Genomic DNA, 19,098 nt, shown 5'->3' with positions numbered 1-19,098 from the left:
CCACACCTAACGATGAAAAAAATCCTTTATCCTGGACTTCTGGCTTTTATTTTCTCGTGTTCTGCCCCTCAGGAGCAAGCCGAAGTAAAGACTGTACCCCTAGCTCCCAGAATTGAAATTGCCGAGATTGAGGCAGGAATCAAGTCCTTTATTGACCAAAAAACTGCAGAAAATGGTGGTTTCTTCCCAGTAAAAGACGAAAATCACGATCTTAAAATGAAGCTGGTTCGGGTACATACTGAATATCTATCCAATCTTGGTCCGGACAGCCACTTTGCCTGTGTGGATTTGGTTGATGAAAAGGGCGATGTCTATGATGTGGATTTTTTCATGGAAGGCAAACCTGGTCAAATGACTGTTACCCAGACCACCGTACACAAGCTGAATGGAAAGCCATTTTACAGTTGGAAACAAAAAGAAGACAAAACCTGGTATCGCATGCCACTTGAACAATCTGACAACAACCTTCTGGGAGTGATAGAAGGAAAAGACAATTTTGAATTTTACTATACAGTCAATATTCCTGAACTGAAGGAAAAAGCCGAGATCTGGATACCTATCGCGCTGTCAGATGACTTTCAGGAGGTTCAGGTGCTGGACATGAAGGTTCCCGGTAAATCCAGTCAACTTTTGGATCAAGTGAACCGAAACAAGGTCCTATATCTGGAGCTAAATCCCAAGGACAGCGGAAAAACCATTGAGATTTCGTATGCTGTTCAGCGTCGTGAAAAAACTCCGTATGAAGCTCCAACTCCAGATCCGAAAATTGACCTTGGGTCTAACAAACTGATGCCTGTCGGAGGTCGATTTGAACAAATCGCTAAGGAAACGTTGGGAGCAAAAATCAATGATTCACACTTGGTTCAGGCCAGAGCCTTGTACGATTACATCATAGACAACATGCGCTACATGAAGTTTGGGGATTTTGGTCGCGGAGATTCCAACTATGCCTGCGATTCCAAGACAGGAAACTGCTCTGAGTTTCACTCCTTCTTTATTTCTTTAGCACGGTCAGTGGGTATTCCTGCCCGATTTGCCATTGGAGCCTCTATTCCTTCTGATCGAAACGAAGGCGGCATTGACGGATATCATTGCTGGGCTGAATTCTATGCAGATGGTAAATGGTGGCCTGTGGACATTAGTGAAGCTAATAAATACACGGCCTTGGCCACTTACTATTTCGGAAGACATCCTGCCAACCGAATTGAGTTTACCAGAGGACGGGATTTGGAACTGAATCCGGGACCGTCGCAGGGACCAATCAATTTCTTGGCCTATCCTTACCTAGAGATCAACGGAAAAGAAGTGAAGGCTCCGACTACCTTTACTTTTCAGAGGAAATCCTAAAAAATGAGCATAAAAAGAGTCCCGATCTGAAGTGATCGGGACTCTTTTTTAGTTTTACCTTATTGTGCGGAAGTGCTATCCGTAGCAGTACTATCAGCTGCTGGATGCTCAGAGCCTGAAGATGGATGCTCCGAACCTGAGGATGGATGGTCTCCAGCTTGCTCTGTAGTCTCTTCAGTAGCTTCTTCTTTTTTACCTCCACAAGAAGTGAAAAGCGTCGCAGAAAGAAATCCTACAATCATTAGGCTGGCAATAGTAAATCTGAATTTTCTCATGATTTGATAAGGTTGAAATGGATTAACTATTAAAATTAATGATAATTGGTTAAAAGCAAGCTGTTTTTAATCCCTATTTTCCCAGGAGGGCATCCGGATTCCGATAATTAAGGATGAAATTAAAGTCACTATACCAATCAAAATCACTGCTGAATCGATTCCAAATTGGTCTGCCATCACGCCTGACACCAATGCTCCAATGGCATAACCCAAATCTCTCCAAAACCTAAAGGTTCCTAAACTTTCAGCTCGTTGAATCGGGTGGCTTCCTCCAGCAATAGCCGTCAAGAACGTAGGATAAACCACCGCAGTCCCCAATCCCAGAATTACCGAGAGGACGGTGTAGGCATAAATCGAATCAGCCCAAACCAATCCCAAAATAGCTACCCCCTGCACAAACATACCCCAAAACAACATCCACTTTTTAGAGAAATGATCTGCCATTTTTCCTGTAGCCAACTGTCCGAAACCCCATAAAATCGGATAAATCGATGCTATCTTACCAATTTCCCCGAGTTCAAAACCACGGGTAATCAACAGCACTGGCAAAAGCCCCCAAATCATTCCGTCATTCAGATTGTTGACCAAGCCTGCCTGAGTGACTGAGCTGAGCATTTTGTCCTTGAATGTCGTATTCCAAAACACACCCTTGCGCTCTGGGAGATCTTTTCCATTTGCCTCGGCTTTAACAAATGCCCGGGTGTCACTTACCAAAAATGAAAGTATAAACCCAAGCAAACCTATCCCCAACATCGTCCAAAACGGTATTGGTCTCATGCCAAATTTGGACGCTAAATAGGCACTAAGCACCGCTGCCAATCCCACGGCCAAGTATCCTGCAAACTCATTAAGCCCCATGGCTAAGCCTCGGTTTTTTTCTCCAACCAAGTCAATTTTCATCACCACCGTACTGCTCCAGGTAAGCCCTTGGCTGATTCCCAACAGAACATTTGAAAGAACTATCCATGCCCAAGAATCAGCGAAATTGAGCATAATCGGTACGGGCAAGACCAGAGCCCAGCCAAAAAGCAGTAGATTCCTCCTTCCATATCGATTGGCAAAACGGCCCGAAAAGTAATTGGTACCAGCCTTACTCAGCCCAAATGCTACGATAAAAGATAGCATGGCGGCATGCGATTCCAGTCCGAACACTTCACTGGCAAAGTCCGGGAAAATAGAACGCTCCATTCCGATCATTCCCCCCACAAAAGCATTAATCAAGACTAATAGAGAGAACTGTCTCCAGTTTTGTCGCAGGCCAAGTTGGGTTTCCACGTTTTTTCGATTAACCTCACAAAGGTCCAATGCTTAGAGTCGGCAAGCTTTTACATATGTTAAAAAATGAATGAAACCGCACAGGCACAGAGGACGCTGTGTTTATTATTTAGGAGTGATCAGTGCTGAGTAACCAGTAATCAGAGATCAGCGATTAGTAATTAGAGGTCAGTGTCCAGAAACTGAAACAGTGACTGAACACTGGGAACTGTGACTGAAGACTGAACCCTGTGAACAAGCCACTCTCTACCTTTTTTGTCCTCGGATTCGGCTCAGACTCACCTGCGTAATTCCTAAAAATGAAGCCACATGCTTAAGTGGAATCTTCTGAATCAGTTCTGGTTTTTCATCGATGAGCTTTTCATATCGCTCCTCAGCCGTCAAAAACTGGATATTTTCCAAGCGTCGAAGCGTTTCCACGTAGGCATTTTGTACAAGAAGCCTAAATAGCCGCTCCAGATCATGATGCTTTTCAAAAAGTTTAAATAATGGATCGGCAGGGATAGCCACCACCTCAGAATCCTCTAAAGCTTGGATGGCTTTTTTACTTGGCAATTGGGTAAATAGGCTTTCAGCACGTACAATGAGATCATTGGGAAAAGCAAAATACTCCGTCACCTCTTTCCCGTCCTTGAGGTAATAAATCCTTCCCACTCCGGAAACCATAAAATATATGGTCCTACAGGTAGCACCTATGGCCTGTATTTCTTCATTCTTACCATAGGTTTTGAGCCTGCAAAGTCCGAGCAGATCGGCCTCTGTTTCCGTCGAAATAGGATGAAGGTGGTGCAGAAAAATAAGTAAGGGTTTGATCGGATTCATGAAAACTCAAGATAGGTAAAACCGGAAAAATTTAAGCTTGAGATAATCATTCTTTATGGATGTTAGCCTTTCATGGATTTTTGACTTGGAGTAAGTAAATGAGCCTCTATTTTCGAATAGATGAAAGCACTGATTCCAATCGTTCTATTTGTTGGTTCTTTACAATACTCTTTCGCTCAAGGGCAACTGACCGGTGTGGTTAAAGACCAAGCGACTCTTCAACCCATCGAATTTGCATCCATCGCAGTATATTCCAGCATAGACAGTTCTTTGGTTGATGGTACGATTTCTGATCCGCTAGGCAGTTTTTTGGTAGGTAATCTTCCACAAGGATCTTTCTATGTGGTGGTCAGTTTTTTGGGTTACAAAACACAGACCATCAAAGGACTACAACTTAGTAGAAATGAAAAGAAAAACCTGGAAACTCTTTTTCTCCTCTCAGATCTCCAAGAACTTCAGGGGGTAGATATTCAAGGCCAAAGAATTTCTAATGATTTTCAAGCCCAAAAACAGAGCTACTCTGCTAAGAATTTTGAATCCGCAAAAGGCGGGACAGGTACTGATGTATTAAGGAATCTCCCAGGTGTCAGCATCAATGCCGAGGGTCAAGTGGCAATCAGAGGAAATGCGGGCTTTGTGTTAATGGTAAATGGGAGACCTGTTCAGGGAGATCCATTGAGTATCCTTAGCCAGCTTCCTGCCAATGCCATTGAAAAAGTAGAATGGATCTCCTCTCCTTCGGCTCAGTACGATTCGGAAGGAAAGGCCGGCATCATCAATATTACCACCGCAATGGGAGCCACTGACGGAATATATCTTCAAGTCAATAGCCGCTTAGGTCTTCCATCCATTCAAAACTATGACAATGCAGAATCCCAAAAGAGATACGGAGGTGATTTCAACCTTAATTATGTCAAAGGAAAATGGGATGTTTCTCTCGGGGCTAGCTATCAGCGAAATGATCAATCAGGAAGAAGGGACGGTTACGTCATCACCTACGATGGAGATACAGCTACCCATTTCCCTTCCAATGGGGAACGTAGTATCGATGAACTCAATTACTCCGGTAGATTTACCATAGGATTTACTCCCGATGCTAACAACAACTTTAACCTTGGCTTTTACGCTGGAGTAAGAGACCGTGTCCGCACAGCCGATATCTTCTACTATGACAATCATCGGGTAATTGACGGACAGAGAACCCCACCATTCCAATATTTCAATGCCAATGATCAAAATCGCCGGGGAGATTTTGTCCTAGGAAGTTTGGACTATACCCACACATTTGGATCAAAAGCCAAATTAACCTCCTCCTTTCTGTACGAGTATACCATGCTTGGAGGACCTACCATCAACAGAAACCTCGGCTATCCTGATCTAAGCCTGGTGTATCAAGACGAATACAATACCAATGACAATCCGCTCAATGGGGTCCGGTGGAATTTGGATTATACATTTCAACCCTTGGGCATAGGAAAACTACAAACGGGTTATCAGTTTCGATATCTAAACCATGTGGGAGACTTTTTCTACGAAAGAAAAAATAACGAAACCGGTGAATTTGAGCTGGTACCTGAGTTTTCCAGTGAGGTTAACCTCAATCGATTGATCCATACAGGCTATCTCCAACTGGACAAATCCATCAAAAAATGGAGTTATGGAGCAGGGGTTCGTGTGGAGTTGATGAATAGAGATTTCCGACTTCAGGACAAAACCAACACGCTTGACACCCTTTACCAATACGATTATGTAAGGCCTTTTTTTTCAGGAAATATTGCCTATAAAGCAAAAGAAGATCTAACCTGGAAACTGAATTTCAGTCAACGCGTAGAGCGGGAAACGACCTTTAAAATGAATCCTTTCCCCGAGCGTGAGCATAGCGAAACTCTGGAGCAAGGTGATCCAACCGTACTCCCTGAGTTTATCAACCAATTGGAAGGCGGTATGATTAAAACATGGAAGGACAACAGCTTCTTTGCTACTGCCTATTACACTAGAGTTAAAAATTTGGTCAATAGGGTAAATACCGTTTACAATGACACGATATTAAACAGGATTTATTCCAATGTCGGTACTGGAAAATCAATTGGAATGGAAGTAGGAACTGAGCTTTTCTTCTCCTCAAAGTGGAAATCCTATTTCGGTGGAAACGTGTATCATTATTCGATTAAAGGAGAATTTGATAATCGTCCTGTGGACCAATCGGCTTGGGTTTATTCATTTAATCTAAACACTACTTACTCCATCACTTCTACACTCAGTTCCCAATTCACCTTCAATTACCTTTCTAGTAGAATAACGGCACAAGGAGAAGATTCAAGATTCTACCAGCCTTCCATCAATGTGAAAAAAACTTTTATGGATGGAAAACTAAGTCTGAATTTTCAGTGGCAAAACATCGATATGGGGCTTTTGAAAACAAATGAACAACGAATCACCACTTATCGGCGTGGAGAGTTTTATACCACTACAAATTATATCTATGAAGTAGATATGCTGATTCTGAACTTATCCTACACCATTAACGGTTCTAAAAATCGATCAAAGTTTGTCAAAAGTGAGTTCGGAGAAAAGGAATTCTAGGATTTGAATTTTAATTTTCTCTATCCGCAATTCAACATTTGAGTTGTTCCGATTGTATTCTTATCGAGGTTTGGTCATTTTTTACTAAACCTCAAGTCGTATTCTAATCGACCGATTCGTCCCTTGATTTTATGATTACCAATCTATTTGTTTTAGCAGCAGACCTTAATTTCAGTCTTCCTTGGAAAAATCCGGTACTGATTTTTTCTTCCATTCTGTTTATAATCCTCTTTGCTCCCATTATCCTCAACAAGTTCAAGATCCCTCAGATCATAGGGCTAATTATTGCAGGGGCAGTGATCGGCCCATATGGAATCAATCTCTTGCAGCGGGATAGCAGTGTGGTACTTTTTGGCACGGTGGGTCTTCTGTATATTATGTTTTTGGCTGGATTGGAGATTGATCTGGCTGACTTTAAGAAAAACAGTAAGAAAAGCCTGGTTTTTGGGATGTACACTTTTTTGATTCCGATGACTTTGGGAATTCTGGCAGGTATTTATATTCTGGATTTTCCCCTAAACACTTCCATTCTTTTAGCCTCCATGTTTGCCTCGCATACGCTGATCTCCTACCCTATTATCAGTAAAATGGGGGTAGCCAAAAACAAGGCGGTCAACATAACAGTAGGGGGAACTATGATCACGGATACACTGGCACTCCTTGTATTGGCGGTTATTGTAGGAATGAGTAAAGGCGAAATCAACTCACAGTTTTGGATACGGTTGATCATTTCCTTTACCATTTTTGCCTCCTTGGTTTGGTTTGTATTTCCGGTTTTGGGAAGGTGGTTTTTTACCAAATTTCAGGACAATATTTCCCAGTACATCTTTGTGTTGGCGATGGTGTTTCTTGCAGCCTTTTTGGCAGAAGCAGCAGGAATTGAAGCCATTATTGGAGCTTTCTTGGCAGGATTGGCACTCAACAGGCTGATTCCTCATACCTCTGCTCTGATGAACCGAATTGAATTTGTGGGCAATGCCCTCTTTATCCCATTCTTCCTTATCGGAGTAGGAATGCTGATCAATTTTCGGGTATTTTTCGAGGGTTGGGAGAGTATCACAGTAGCTGTGGTAATGACAGTAGTGGCGACTCTTTCCAAATTCCTGGCAGCTTGGCTCACCCAAAAAAGCTTTAATTTTTCCAAAGCTCAGAGAGACATAATTTTTGGTCTCAGCAATGCACAGGCCGCCGCGACATTGGCCGCCGTGTTGGTAGGCTATAACATCATTTTAGGTGAAGATGCCAGTGGAGAGCCCATCCGATTACTTAGCGAAAGCGTATTGAACGGGACAATTTTAATGATCTTGGTGACCTGTACCGTTGCCTCATTTGTGGCTCAAAGAGGTGCAGCAGTCCTCGCCTTGGAAGAAGAAAAAGTAGAGGAAGAAGGCCAGGAAACCAAATCAGAAAAGATCCTGATCCCTATCAATTACCCAGAAAATATCGAGGAGCTTATCAATCTGGGTATCACGATCAAGCCAAAAAAGTCAAAGAACTCCCTGTTGGCTTTAAACATTGTTCCCTCAGATACACAGGATGAGACTAAAGACAAAGAGGCCAGAAAACTGCTTGAAAAAGCAGCGGTAATTGCATCAGGCTCTGATAATCAACTTACCGAACTGATTCGCTACGACTCTGATATTGTCAATGGCATTACTAATGTGGTCAAAGAAAATAAAGCCACCGATCTAGTCATGGGCTTGCACAAGCAGCATGGGATTTCAGATTCTTTTTTGGGAAAACTTACTGAAGGACTACTCAAAAACTGCAACATTACGACCTTTATCTACAAAAATGTACAGCCAATCAATACTGTCAGTCAATACTTAATTGTTATCCCTGAAAATGCAGAAAAGGAGATTGGATTTGCTTTCTGGTTGCTCAGAATATGGAATATAGGGGTCAATACCGGTGCCAAATTGGTTTTCTATGGTACTGAGGATACGCTGGAATACATCCGACAAGTACAGAAAATGCAGGAAATTTCTGTGAACTATGTGCCGTTTGCCGATTGGGAAGATTTTCTGATCATCTCCCGGGATTTAAAAAGCAATGATGCCCTGGTCGTGGTACTCAGCCGAAAGAATGGGAAGTCCTTTAATCCTGTAATGAAAAAACTACCGAAATATCTCAATAATTATTTTCAGTCCAATAATTACCTACTAGTGTACCCAATGCAGGATGGAATGGAAGATTCAGGATCATTTGACAGTAATTCCATAAATCCTACAGAGCAGTTTCATTCCTTCATGTCAACTATTTCTAAGCTTTTTGGAAAAAAATAAGCCCTATTCGATGGAAAATGCTGAATTATTGATCAAAAATATGGTTTGTCCACGCTGTGTGGAGGCAGTTAGAGCTTCTTTTGATGACTTGGGCATAACGCCGATTTCTGTAGAACTAGGAAAGGTCATACTCCAAAACGAGCTTACTGAAGTTCAAAAGGCCAAACTGGAAAAGTCCCTTTTTTCAAAAGGTTTTGAAATTTTGGAGGATGCCAAATCAGCCCTGATCTCAAAAATCAAAACCTTGATAATCGATAGAATCCATCATCAACAAGAAATTCCAAACCTGAATATTTCAGATTTTTTGACCCAACAAATCCCTCATGATTACGCCTATTTAAGTCGGCTATTCTCATCCGTCGAAAGTGTTACCATCGAGCGATTTTATACCCGGCAAAAGATAGAAAAGGTAAAAGAGTTGCTTTACTATGGAGAAATGACACTCTCTGAGATCGCTCACTTAATGGGCTACAGCAGTGTGGCTTACCTAAGTTCCCAATTTAAAAAAGAAACAGGCATGACTCCGAGTGAATTCAAAAGCTCAGGCAAACCCAACCGAAAAAGTCTGGATCAGATTTGAATTTCAATAGGGCAAGAATAGGTAGAGTTACAAGACTATCTTTTTCCAGAAATTGGGCAGCGCCGCCAATTCTTTTCTGATTAGTTCTTCCAGTTGTTTTTTTGTTCCGACCCTGTTTCGGAGTTTGACGTCTATCAACTGAGGCTCCGTAATGGGCTTACCGATTTGAGAGACCATAAAAACTTCACAATCGCTGGAGAACCCCTCCTCCACAATCCGTTTACTCAACGCAAAGGCAAAATGGTTGTATATCTTTCCAACATGGCTGATCGGATTTTTTCCTGAAGATGCTTCCAGGCTCATGGGATGATAGGGAGTGATCAATCCGTTTACCCGATTGCCTCGGCCCACCTGCCCATCATCACCACTCTCGGCACTGCTCCCTGTGACGGTAAGGTATAGCTGCCCTTTTTCATAATTGTCTGCAGTATTGATTTGAATGTGTGAAGGATCAATCCCAAACTTATCTGAAACCGCCTTTTTGACTGTCTTGATTTTTTCAACATAATCATCCAAGTCTTTGATAAATCGATCGACCATGGCGATGGAAATGGTGAATTTCTGATCTCTGCCGTTTTTTACCCCCATCACCTTGATATCTTCCCCTATGAAAGGAAAATGAATCTTGGTTTCAGTCCGATTTAAATACAATTCCATTTCCAAAACATTCTTTTCCAAAAGGGAATAGGGAAAATACCCTACACCAAAAGAAGTATCGTTTGATAATGGAATTTCCCCCTTGCTGAATCTTTGGAATAGAGCCACCAAATCAGAGCTTCCTGATTGTATTTTCGGAAAAATCAGAATATGTTTTTCAATGTCAAGAAAACGCAAATGATTTCTAAGCCAATTTTTCGCCGACTCAATTGCCAGCTCATCAACTGGAATTTTTTTCCCATTGAATTCTGAGGTGGCTCTTCCTGCTAAATAAAGCTCAATAGGTTTATGAATTGTTCCTCCTAAGAATGAAGGAGAAGAAGCTCCTCCTACCAACAAGGCCTTGTCAACATTGTAATGAAGCACAAGCCCAAAATGCTCTAAGTAATAACGGCATAAACTCTTTGAAACTTCCTCCGAAATAGCATCACAGATGGTATCAGGATGTCCAATTCCTTTGCGCTCGGCCATCTCACGAATAGAAAATGCCGGAAGAGATTGGATGGTGATTTGGCTCATTATTCCAGAATTGATATCCACAAAGCACTCTTTTCTTGAAGCTTAGCTTCGGAATCAGGGAGTTTACCCTCTAAAATGGTCAAAATTTCTCAATCCTCCTTTCAGTCAAATACAGCTTTGGACAACAGTTGATTTTTTCTCCTATTTCTTTGAAACAATAACCTTTACATCATGAAGGGGCCTAAACAAGAGTTGGTAGATTCCTAGTCCGCTGACCAGCTGCGCTAAATGAAATATTCATCGACCTGGCACAACCTATCCGGTTCCTATACCCGATTTTTGGAATGATTCAGTGGGCTAAATTTCCTATTATAAATGTAGAATTTCGGATCCACGAGGATGTTGAACATATTCAAATCGGTCCTTTGACAAAGATTCTGTTGAGAAAAACCATTCTCGGGCGACCTTCCGTCTGTTCCTATTTTGTAAAAAGAGCACTATTGAACTGGAAGCAAAAAAGGAATTGAATCTTCCCTAAAGGATTTTTCAAAGAATCTCTTCCATCAGATGAGCTTTTTTAGCAGTGAAAAAAGCATCACTGAAGAGGTAACTGTGAAGGTTTCAAGTCCTAATTTTTGATAAAAATAACCTTGAATTTTGAGGGAATGGAAAAACGTTCGTTCTAGATCCTTTGTTGTTTTTCCGTTGGATTAAGATTTCCATTTCTGAAATTCTTGGGTATCTTGATTGCCTGGTTTTAATCTAAATGAATATGAAAACTTTTACCTCTGCTTTTTTCCTAATGGTTATGGTATATATGCTTAACCTAGAGGCTTTTGCACAGCAGAAAATCATCCTGATCAACAATGTGGAGATTTTCAACGGTAAAGATGCGAACACCATCAAGGGCAATGTCCTGATCGAAGGAAATACGATCAAAAAAATCTCCACCTCTCCCATTCCTACCAACAAAAGCGCCAATGTGCAAATCATCGATGGAAAAGGGAAATTCCTGATGCCGGGCTTGATCGATGCCCACTACCATGCGATGTTTTCCAATCTTTCGCAAATCGCGCTATTGACCGGAAACATAGGCTTTGTCAATCTGGTAGCCGGAAAGAATGCCGAAGCGCTTTTGATGAAGGGATTCACGAGCATCCGGGATTTGGGAGGGCCTGTTTTCGGATTGAAACAAGCCATCGATGCAGGGGTGGTCTCCGGTCCAAGAATCTGGCCTTCAGGTGCATTTATATCGCAGACTGGAGGTCACGGGGATTTTCGGCTTCCAAATGATGTTCCTTCAGATGCTTCCAATGGACTCAGCTATGCCGAGCGGATCAACGCTGCAGCTATTGCAGACAGTCCCGATGCCGTCCGGCTCAAAGCACGCGAGCAACTCATGCTGGGTGCAAGCCAAATCAAATTGATGGCAGGTGGAGGTGTGTCTTCCATTTATGATCCTCTGGATGTAACCCAGTACACCGAAGCGGAAATCCGTGCCGCGGTAGAAGCTGCAGAAAACTGGGGTACCTATGTCACGGTTCACGCTTACACTCCAAGAGCGATCCAACAGGCGATTCGAGCCGGGGTCAAATGCATTGATCACGGACAGCTGATAGATGAGGAGACCGTAAAAGTGATGGTGGATAATAACGTGTATTGGAGCTTGCAGCCTTTTATTGATGAAGGAGACAAGGGCGTGTTAAGCCCGGAAAGTAGAGCCAAGCAACTTGAAATGTATCAGGGTACAGACCTAGCATTTGAATTGGCAAAAAAATATAAAATGAAAATTGCCTATGGAACAGACGTGCTTTTTGATGCTCAAAAAGCAGCTCAACCTGGAGTACAATTGCTGAAAATGAAGCGCTGGTTTTCTAATCTAGAAATCCTTCAAATGGCAACCGGAAACAATGGAGAGCTTTTGGCATTATCAGGAAAAAGAAGTCCTTACACCGGTAAATTGGGAGTGATTGAAGAAGGGGCTTTGGCAGATATCCTACTAATCGATGGCAACCTGATCCAAAATTTAGAATTGATCAATGAACCCGAGAAAAACATCCTGATGGTGATGAAGGATGGGAAGATTTACAAAAACACCATCAAATAATACTTCTGAAGATTTGATTTCAGAACATCTTTAAACAGAAAAAGCTTCCTTAGGAAGCTTTTTCTGTTTTTTGTATGATCGCTTTTTTACCAAAAAGTGAAGCCAGCTTAAAAATTTCCAGAAAAGGTTGAAATCTGGAATACTTCGGTCATCGGTCTTCCGACTCAATCATCGAAGAGTAGTTGGCTGGAGGTGCAATTGCGGACAATCCTATTTTGTTTTTTAATAACTCACTTTATAAATCCCTCCTACTCCCGGGGCAAGTTCCGCTCCGGTAGATGGATTTAGTGGCGTTTGGATCAATATATACGAGTTTCCTTCCGAATCCACACCGTACACATTTCGATAGTAAGATTGAGCATACGCTCTTACATAGCGAGGCTGTGAACCGAAGGTGAATTTTTGGATAATATTAAACTCTCCTTTTTTCACAAATGAACCTTGACCTCCGGCTTGCACACCAATGGTGTAGACCAGTTTAGGAAATTCCACAAAAGGCCTGTTATCATCCTGTCTCAAGGACCCCATAAACCCATGGTAATCTCCTCCTTTGTGGCCAAATCCTATTAAAGCGGGAAGGGTATGACCTGAAGTCGGTCTCAACCCACTCACAGCAGAGGTCCAGTCTGTCAGAGAACCTGCTTGGTTATTGGATACATCGTGAAACTGTATCTTGTCATTCACTGCCAACAAAAACCCTCTCGTTACTCTGAATGAGTTTTCACCCGTCGGCACAAAACCGGAAACCAATTCACCAGTGATAGAACTTATCAATTGCTTTTTGTTTTGCAAGGCATTGTTGTATGAATTCACACTGTAGCCGTTGGCAAATTCATTGAAATAAAGATTTCCACTTGCATCCACAAACATGGAAGCTTGAGAAGCTCCGGCGTCTATTTTGATATTGCCTATATCCGTGACTGCACCCGTTTGAGGATTGATTTTGAAAACATTCGAAGGACTCAAAATCGCGGAGAATGCACTACGATAACCATAAATCATCCCATCAGGAGCAGCAAAGAAGGATGAGGGAGCATAAGCAGGTCCCGGAAGTGGAACATCCCTCTTGAAAATCGGACTGAGTGGATCCGCAATGACTTTCACATTTCGATTGCTCAGATTAATCTGAAGAAGGTAACGCTGGGTAAGCGCGTACAAGAAGTTGTTCTTCTGATCGATAAAGAAATGCAGGACTGCGCCGTATTCCGTGTTATTCGTGAATATTTCCGAAAAAGTCAAATTACCTGAGATCACCTCAAAAATTTCACTTACCGGAGGACCTTGCAAGGGCGGAGCGGAAGATTCGATTGTCAATTCCGGACCTTCTACAGGATCTTTGCCCACTCTGGCAACAGAGATTTTTCCTGATTTGGCTGTTTGAGGCAATTCTACTGTGATAGATGTATAGGAAGAAGTAGTGATCGGTAGAACCAAATCACCCAATTTGACCTGAAGTTTGGATTTGTCCGCATCGAAGTGATTTCCATTAATGGTGATGGTTTCACCAACTTTGGCAGCGGTTTTACTTAGTCCAGAAATGATAGGAATGAAGAAAAAATCTTTGGATTCCACGCTGGATCCCAATACGGTCAATTTGAATTTGCCATTAACAGCACCGGTCGGAACACTGACTTTTATCGCCGTGGCTATAGCATCGTTGACCGTCACAGCCACTGTACCGAGAGTCACCTGATTTTCGGACTTGAGTGCACTGAAACCTGTCCCGGTAATGACCACTTCATCGCCTACTTTGGCATAATCAGGACTGATAGAGGTGATGGCTAGATTCGATGTGGGAGAGTTGATTTCGGATTTTGGCCTTTTATTGGAGGTGAAATTCTTGATTTTGACAGTTCCTGTGGACGTAAATGTGTTTCCGTTGATGTCTTTGAAAGTGATTGTCCAAGTCATTGTCAGATTCTCTTTATCCACCGTCACGGTCAAGGTGCCACCCGTTGCAAAATAGGTTTGGCTGGAAGTCAGGTATTTGACAAAGTTTGGCGGTAAGGTCTGTACACGGGCATTTTCAGACTTACTACCCTCTGCACTTGCAGGAGCCTTGAGCCCTTCTGAATTTATTCCCATTACTGCTGGAAATGCTTGCGTCAAAGTGATAGACCCCGCTTTGGCTTCCTGAATAAAAAAGGTCAATCTTTCGGAATTTGGAAGCGTGGCTCCAATCTCTAAAGCTCCAACTGTTTCACCGGCGTCCTGAAAAAACCTTGCTTCAATCCCTGCCGAATTGACATTCAGGGACTGGGTATTTAAAGTGCCGGCAAGGCCTGTTTCAAACGTATCTACTGGGTCTACAGTACCGTCAGAATCCTCCTGACAAGCACTTAACAATCCCATCAAGAAGAAAAGAATTAGAAATAAAGGGCGAATTTTCATAAAAACAGATTTAGAGTTTTTACAAAATTAGCTCCACTCAAAGCCCCTGAAATACGGCAAATGACCTATTCAAAGGCCCCTGAATAGAAGGTGGATTGAAATCACGCTTCTACTTCGTTTCCGTTTTTGAAGAAGTTTGTAGGAAAGTCTTTAACTCTCTTTACTCTAATTGCCTCTGTCAAAAACTTATAACTTTTTCGCAAAATCCTGTAAAACTTTCCGGCAAAAGACCGATCATCTTTGTAGCGTAATCATTTCACAAAATGGAAAGCAATACGACAACACCACAAAAAACACATAAGCAGACTTTTCCGGTCACGGGCATGACCTGTGCTGCCTGTGCTTCCAGTGTGGAGACCATTCTCCAATACACCGATGGGGTCCACGCTGCCTCGGTCAACTTTGCGACCAATACCGTCCAAGTGGAATGGGATGATCGCCTAACTCCCGAAAGCATCAATTTGGCTCTTCAGGATGTGGGCTATGGAATCATCATCAGCGAAAAAGCTGTCAGTGAAACTGTTCAGGAAGAACAAGCCAAAAAATACCAAGAAGTAAAAGCCAGGACCATCGGAGCCGGATTATTGACCTTACCGGTATTTGTTTTGGGTATGTTTTTTATGGATTGGGAAGCAGGCAGATGGATCAGCATGGCGCTGAGTATTCCGGTGCTGTTTTACTTTGGCCGCCACTTCTATGTTAATGCCTGGAAACAAGCCCGTCACCGCAAGGCCAATATGGACACCTTGGTGGCTTTGAGCACCGGGATTGCCTTTCTCTTTTCCGCATTCAACACCTTCTTTCCGGAATTTTGGCATGCTCAGGGAATTCACCCCCATGTCTATTATGAGGCAGCTACCGTAATCGTGGTGTTTATTTCTTTCGGAAAAATGCTGGAAGAACGAGCCAAATCCCAAACTGGAACTGCTCTTAAAAAGCTGATCGGACTTCAACCCAAAACTTTGACCCGAATCCAAAACGGTCAAACCCATGAAATCAAAATCGAAGAGGTCCAACTGGGAGACCGTATCCTCATCAAACCTGGTGAAAAAATCCCGGTAGACGGAATAGTAGAAGCTGGCTCCAGCTACATCGACGAAAGCATGATCAGCGGGGAACCCGTGCCAGTGGAGAAAAAAGCCGGCGACAAGGTCTTTGCCGGAACGATTAATCAAAAAGGCAGTTTGGAGATCCTGGCCGAAAAAGTGGGTGCTGCTACCCTGCTTTCTCAGATTATTCAGCGTGTACAGGAAGCCCAAGGCAGCAAGGCCCCCGTACAGAAACTCGTGGATAAGATAGCTGGGATTTTTGTTCCTGTGGTTATCGGGATAGCGTTGGTTACCTTTTCGGTTTGGATGCTTTTAGGAGGAGAAAATGCCTTTTCGCATGCCTTATTGGCAGCAGTTTCAGTCTTGGTGATTGCCTGTCCCTGTGCCTTAGGATTGGCCACTCCTACAGCGATTATGGTGGGTGTAGGCAAAGGCGCCGAAAATCAAATTTTGATTCGTGATGCCGAAAGCCTTGAACTCGGTCACAGGGTCAATGCTATTATCCTAGATAAAACAGGGACGATTACAGCGGGGAAACCGACGGTGGTTAGTTTGAAGTGGGCAGTTATCAGTGATCAGTCTCAGTTGACAGTAAATGGTAATCAGTTAGTAGTCAGCAGTAATGAAGCATACCACTCACATCTTGCCACTCACTACTTACAAATCTTACACACTCTTGAATCCAAATCCGAACACCCTCTAGCTGAGGCGGTGGTCAAATTCCTGAAGGAAAAAGGCGTTCAACCTGTAGAATTGGAAAGCTTCGAGAGCGTCACCGCCAGAGGTGTGAAAGGCAGATTTGAAGGCAAAACCTACTTCGTAGGCAATTCAAAACAGCTGAGCGAAAACGGGATTTCGATTCCCAGTGAACTCAAATCAGAAGCAAAAGCTTGGAGTGAAAAAGCCCAAACCGTGATTTGGTTTGCGGATGAAGAAAATGCGCTGGCTATTTTGGGTATTCAAGATCAAATTAAACCAAGTTCAAAATCAGCCATTGCCAAGCTCCAGAATTCCGGGGTGGAAGTCTATATGCTAACCGGAGACAATCCCCAAACCGCCAAAGCTGTAGCTGAGGAAGTAGGGATTGACCACTTCAAAGCCGAGGTGATGCCTTCCGACAAATCAGACTTTGTCAAATCCCTTCAGGAAAAAGGAAAAGTCGTTGCCATGGTTGGTGACGGAATCAACGATTCGGAAGCCTTGGCTCAGGCCGATGTCAGCATTGCCATGGGACATGGTTCGGATATCGCGATGGACGTAGCCAAAATCACCCTGATTACGTCAGATCTGGAAAAAATCCCCCAGGCATTCCGCTTGTCTCACTTGACCGTCAATGGAGTGAAACAAAACCTCTTTTGGGCATTTATCTATAATGTGATCGGAATTCCGATTGCGGCAGGAGTGCTTTATCCGATCAATGGATTTCTCCTCGATCCCATGATCGCCGGTGCCGCGATGGCTTTTAGCTCGGTTTCGGTAGTGATGAATAGCCTGAGATTGAAAAATTTGAAGATTTAAAAATTATGGCACAAGAATTCGGAATTCTGTTCTTATGTCTTGTGTCTTGCGTCTAATATCTAACTTTCTAAAACATGAAAACTCTAAAATTCAAAACCAACATCCAGTGCTCCAACTGCCTCGCCAAAGTCACGCCCAAACTCAATGAACAAAGCGGGATTGAATCTTGGAACGTAGATCTGCTTGATCCTGAGCGAACGCTTACCGTAGAAACCGAAAATCTCGAACCCGACGACATCAAAAAAGCGGTACTGAAGGCAGGGTTTATTGCGAACGTGAAATAACGAGGCTTAAGACAATAGACATTAGACACAAGATTTTAGAAGCAAGATGTTTATTCCAAAATGAAAGGTCTGGCCTTAGAACTTTTCCAAAGTTTGAAACTTTGTAAAAGTTGTAGTCGGGAATTGAATTCCAAAGTCTAACGTCTTGGGTCTAGCGTCTTATATCTAACCTATTGAAAAGATATTCTTCAATTGTTTCCCAAAAAGGAAATAATTACCTTTCAAATCTAAAATGATTAACCCTAGGTTTGATATCAAATTACTTCCTGAGGCCGTAGATTTTCTTGATTCTTTGGATGAAAAATCAAGAGATAAAGTCTTGTATAATCTTAAAAAGGCTCAGCTCGTAGTTGATAATGAACTCTTGAAAAAGCTAAATGAAACCATTTGGGAATTTAGGACGATCTATAAAGGCAACTCTTATCGGCTATTTGCTTTCTGGGATAAGATAGATAGTCAGCAAGCTTTAGTTATTTCTACGCACGGCATAAACAAAAAATCTCAAAAAACGCCATCCAAGGAAATTTCTAAGGCAGAAGAAATCCGAAAACAATACTTACAAAATAAAGCCAACAATGAACGATAAATTCAAAACGGTTTCCCTTGACGACATGATCGATAAATATGTCGGAAAAGTAGGAACCCCAAAAAGAGATGCCTTTGAACAAGAACTAAGAATAGAGCTCTTGGGGAATGCTATCAAGCAAGCTCGCAGAGATAGAAACTTGACCCAAGAACAGCTTGGAGAATTGGTGGGTGTACAAAAGGCACAAATTTCGAAAATCGAAAATGGTGCTAAGAACGCCCGGATTGAAACTATCTTAAAAGTGTTTGAAGCTTTGGGCGCAAAAATCAGTTTCAGTGTAGAAATGAATGAACAAAAAATGGCTTTCTAATAATCATTTCATTGAATTTGAGCTTACTATAATAATTGGAAGCAACATCTTCGCAAAAAAATAAAACCTTTCCCAACCAAATTTCCGTACTTTTGACTCAGTGAAAACGCTTGTTTCCATATCGCTTGCCTTTTTCGTGCTCTTCTCTACCATCGGGATGGCGAAGACCACGCATTTTTGCATGGGCCATGCGATGAAGTCGGAAATTGGATTCGGTGAAAAACACCTCGATTGTGGTATGGAAATGCCCATGAATCACAGCGAAAATGAGCCGGACAATCAAAAAGATCCCAAATCCTGTTGTGAAAACATCACCGAACACCTTCAGGTCGATGAGGATGTTCAGCTAAAGAAATTTGAAATCAAGCTTGACCTCAACTTTGCCCTAGCACTGGTTCAGGTTTTTATTTTTGGAATTGATTCTTCCCTTCAGGAAAATCCGGAACTTCCCAACTACTCCTCTCCCCCGCCAACTGAGGACCTTCAAGTCCTTTACGAAACCTATTTAATCTAAACCCAAGGTTTGGGCAAATCGCTTTTGCCCGCAGTAAACCCTTTTGCCAAAAGGCA

General features: G+C 42.5%; 15 protein-coding genes. 10 read left to right on the top strand and 5 right to left on the bottom strand.

The genetic code is table 11. The features are described 5' to 3' along the window. Positions 1 to 12 precede the first annotated feature (12 nt). Complete coding sequence (locus DDT91_RS14175; RefSeq protein ID WP_187176851.1) at positions 13 to 1,347, top strand: transglutaminase-like domain-containing protein; 1,335 nt, start codon at positions 13 to 15, stop codon at positions 1,345 to 1,347. A gap of 59 nt (positions 1,348 to 1,406) precedes the next feature. Here the strand turns inward: DDT91_RS14175 and DDT91_RS14170 are convergent, their stop codons facing one another. The 3 genes from DDT91_RS14170 to DDT91_RS14160 all read right to left on the bottom strand — a co-directional run bounded on the left by DDT91_RS14170 (position 1,407) and on the right by DDT91_RS14160 (position 3,719). Beyond that, positions 1,407 to 1,622: a hypothetical protein gene (locus DDT91_RS14170; RefSeq protein WP_187176850.1), complete on the bottom strand. Its 216-nt coding sequence runs from the start codon at positions 1,620 to 1,622 to the stop codon at positions 1,407 to 1,409. A 66-nt stretch (positions 1,623 to 1,688) separates the two neighbouring features. Next, entirely contained in the window at positions 1,689 to 2,897 is a 1,209-nt protein-coding gene (locus tag DDT91_RS14165; protein ID WP_370539320.1) for an MFS transporter, read from the bottom strand. A gap of 246 nt (positions 2,898 to 3,143) precedes the next feature. Next, positions 3,144 to 3,719: a Crp/Fnr family transcriptional regulator gene (locus DDT91_RS14160; protein ID WP_187176849.1), complete on the bottom strand. Its 576-nt coding sequence runs from the start codon at positions 3,717 to 3,719 to the stop codon at positions 3,144 to 3,146. Positions 3,720 to 3,839: 120 nt separating this feature from the next. Between DDT91_RS14160 and DDT91_RS14155 the strand changes: the two genes are divergently transcribed. The 3 genes from DDT91_RS14155 (at position 3,840) to DDT91_RS14145 (ending at position 9,167) form a co-directional block, all read left to right on the top strand. Next, on the top strand, positions 3,840 to 6,302 hold the full coding sequence (locus tag DDT91_RS14155; protein ID WP_187176848.1) for a TonB-dependent receptor domain-containing protein: 2,463 nt from the start codon (positions 3,840 to 3,842) through the stop codon (positions 6,300 to 6,302). Positions 6,303 to 6,433: 131 nt separating this feature from the next. Next, positions 6,434 to 8,587 carry a cation:proton antiporter gene (locus DDT91_RS14150; RefSeq protein ID WP_187176847.1) on the top strand — a complete coding sequence of 718 codons (2,154 nt, stop codon included), beginning with the start codon at positions 6,434 to 6,436 and terminating at the stop codon, positions 8,585 to 8,587. Positions 8,588 to 8,597: 10 nt separating this feature from the next. Beyond that, positions 8,598 to 9,167, top strand: a complete 570-nt coding sequence (locus DDT91_RS14145) for an AraC family transcriptional regulator (RefSeq protein ID WP_187176846.1) — start codon at positions 8,598 to 8,600, stop codon at positions 9,165 to 9,167. Between the two features lie 27 nt (positions 9,168 to 9,194). Here DDT91_RS14145 and DDT91_RS14140 read toward each other — a convergent pair whose 3' ends face one another. Then, positions 9,195 to 10,343: a methionine adenosyltransferase gene (locus DDT91_RS14140; protein WP_187176845.1), complete on the bottom strand. Its 1,149-nt coding sequence runs from the start codon at positions 10,341 to 10,343 to the stop codon at positions 9,195 to 9,197. Positions 10,344 to 11,055: 712 nt separating this feature from the next. Between DDT91_RS14140 and DDT91_RS14135 the strand changes: the two genes are divergently transcribed. Beyond that, positions 11,056 to 12,390: an amidohydrolase family protein gene (locus tag DDT91_RS14135; RefSeq protein ID WP_255502117.1), complete on the top strand. Its 1,335-nt coding sequence runs from the start codon at positions 11,056 to 11,058 to the stop codon at positions 12,388 to 12,390. 222 nt (positions 12,391 to 12,612) lie between these two features. Here the strand turns inward: DDT91_RS14135 and DDT91_RS14130 are convergent, their stop codons facing one another. Next, a complete protein-coding gene (locus DDT91_RS14130; protein ID WP_187176844.1) occupies positions 12,613 to 14,781 on the bottom strand; it encodes an IPT/TIG domain-containing protein in 2,169 nt (722 codons plus the stop codon). A 263-nt stretch (positions 14,782 to 15,044) separates the two neighbouring features. Here DDT91_RS14130 and DDT91_RS14125 point away from each other — a divergent pair, with 263 nt between their 5' ends. The 5 genes from DDT91_RS14125 (at position 15,045) to DDT91_RS14105 (ending at position 19,042) form a co-directional block, all read left to right on the top strand. After that, positions 15,045 to 17,348 (top strand): cation-translocating P-type ATPase, encoded by a 2,304-nt coding sequence (locus DDT91_RS14125; RefSeq protein ID WP_187176843.1) that lies wholly within the window; start codon positions 15,045 to 15,047, stop codon positions 17,346 to 17,348. 74 nt (positions 17,349 to 17,422) lie between these two features. Beyond that, positions 17,423 to 17,632 (top strand): heavy-metal-associated domain-containing protein, encoded by a 210-nt coding sequence (locus tag DDT91_RS14120; protein WP_187176842.1) that lies wholly within the window; start codon positions 17,423 to 17,425, stop codon positions 17,630 to 17,632. Positions 17,633 to 17,864: 232 nt separating this feature from the next. After that, the gene (locus DDT91_RS14115; RefSeq protein ID WP_187176841.1) at positions 17,865 to 18,218 is read left to right on the top strand and encodes a type II toxin-antitoxin system RelE/ParE family toxin; all 354 of its coding nucleotides are present in this window, start codon (positions 17,865 to 17,867) and stop codon (positions 18,216 to 18,218) included. Next, positions 18,208 to 18,528, top strand: a complete 321-nt coding sequence (locus DDT91_RS14110) for a helix-turn-helix domain-containing protein (protein WP_187176840.1) — start codon at positions 18,208 to 18,210, stop codon at positions 18,526 to 18,528. The genes DDT91_RS14115 and DDT91_RS14110 overlap by 11 nt, the downstream gene beginning before the upstream one ends. Positions 18,529 to 18,628: 100 nt before the next feature. After that, positions 18,629 to 19,042 (top strand): hypothetical protein, encoded by a 414-nt coding sequence (locus DDT91_RS14105; protein ID WP_187176839.1) that lies wholly within the window; start codon positions 18,629 to 18,631, stop codon positions 19,040 to 19,042. Positions 19,043 to 19,098 lie beyond the last annotated feature (56 nt).

The organism is Algoriphagus sp. AK58 (assembly GCF_014324365.1).
In the GTDB taxonomy this organism is placed as follows: Bacteria; Bacteroidota; Bacteroidia; order Cytophagales; family Cyclobacteriaceae; genus Algoriphagus.
This window is presented reverse-complemented; position numbering and strand designations above follow the sequence as displayed.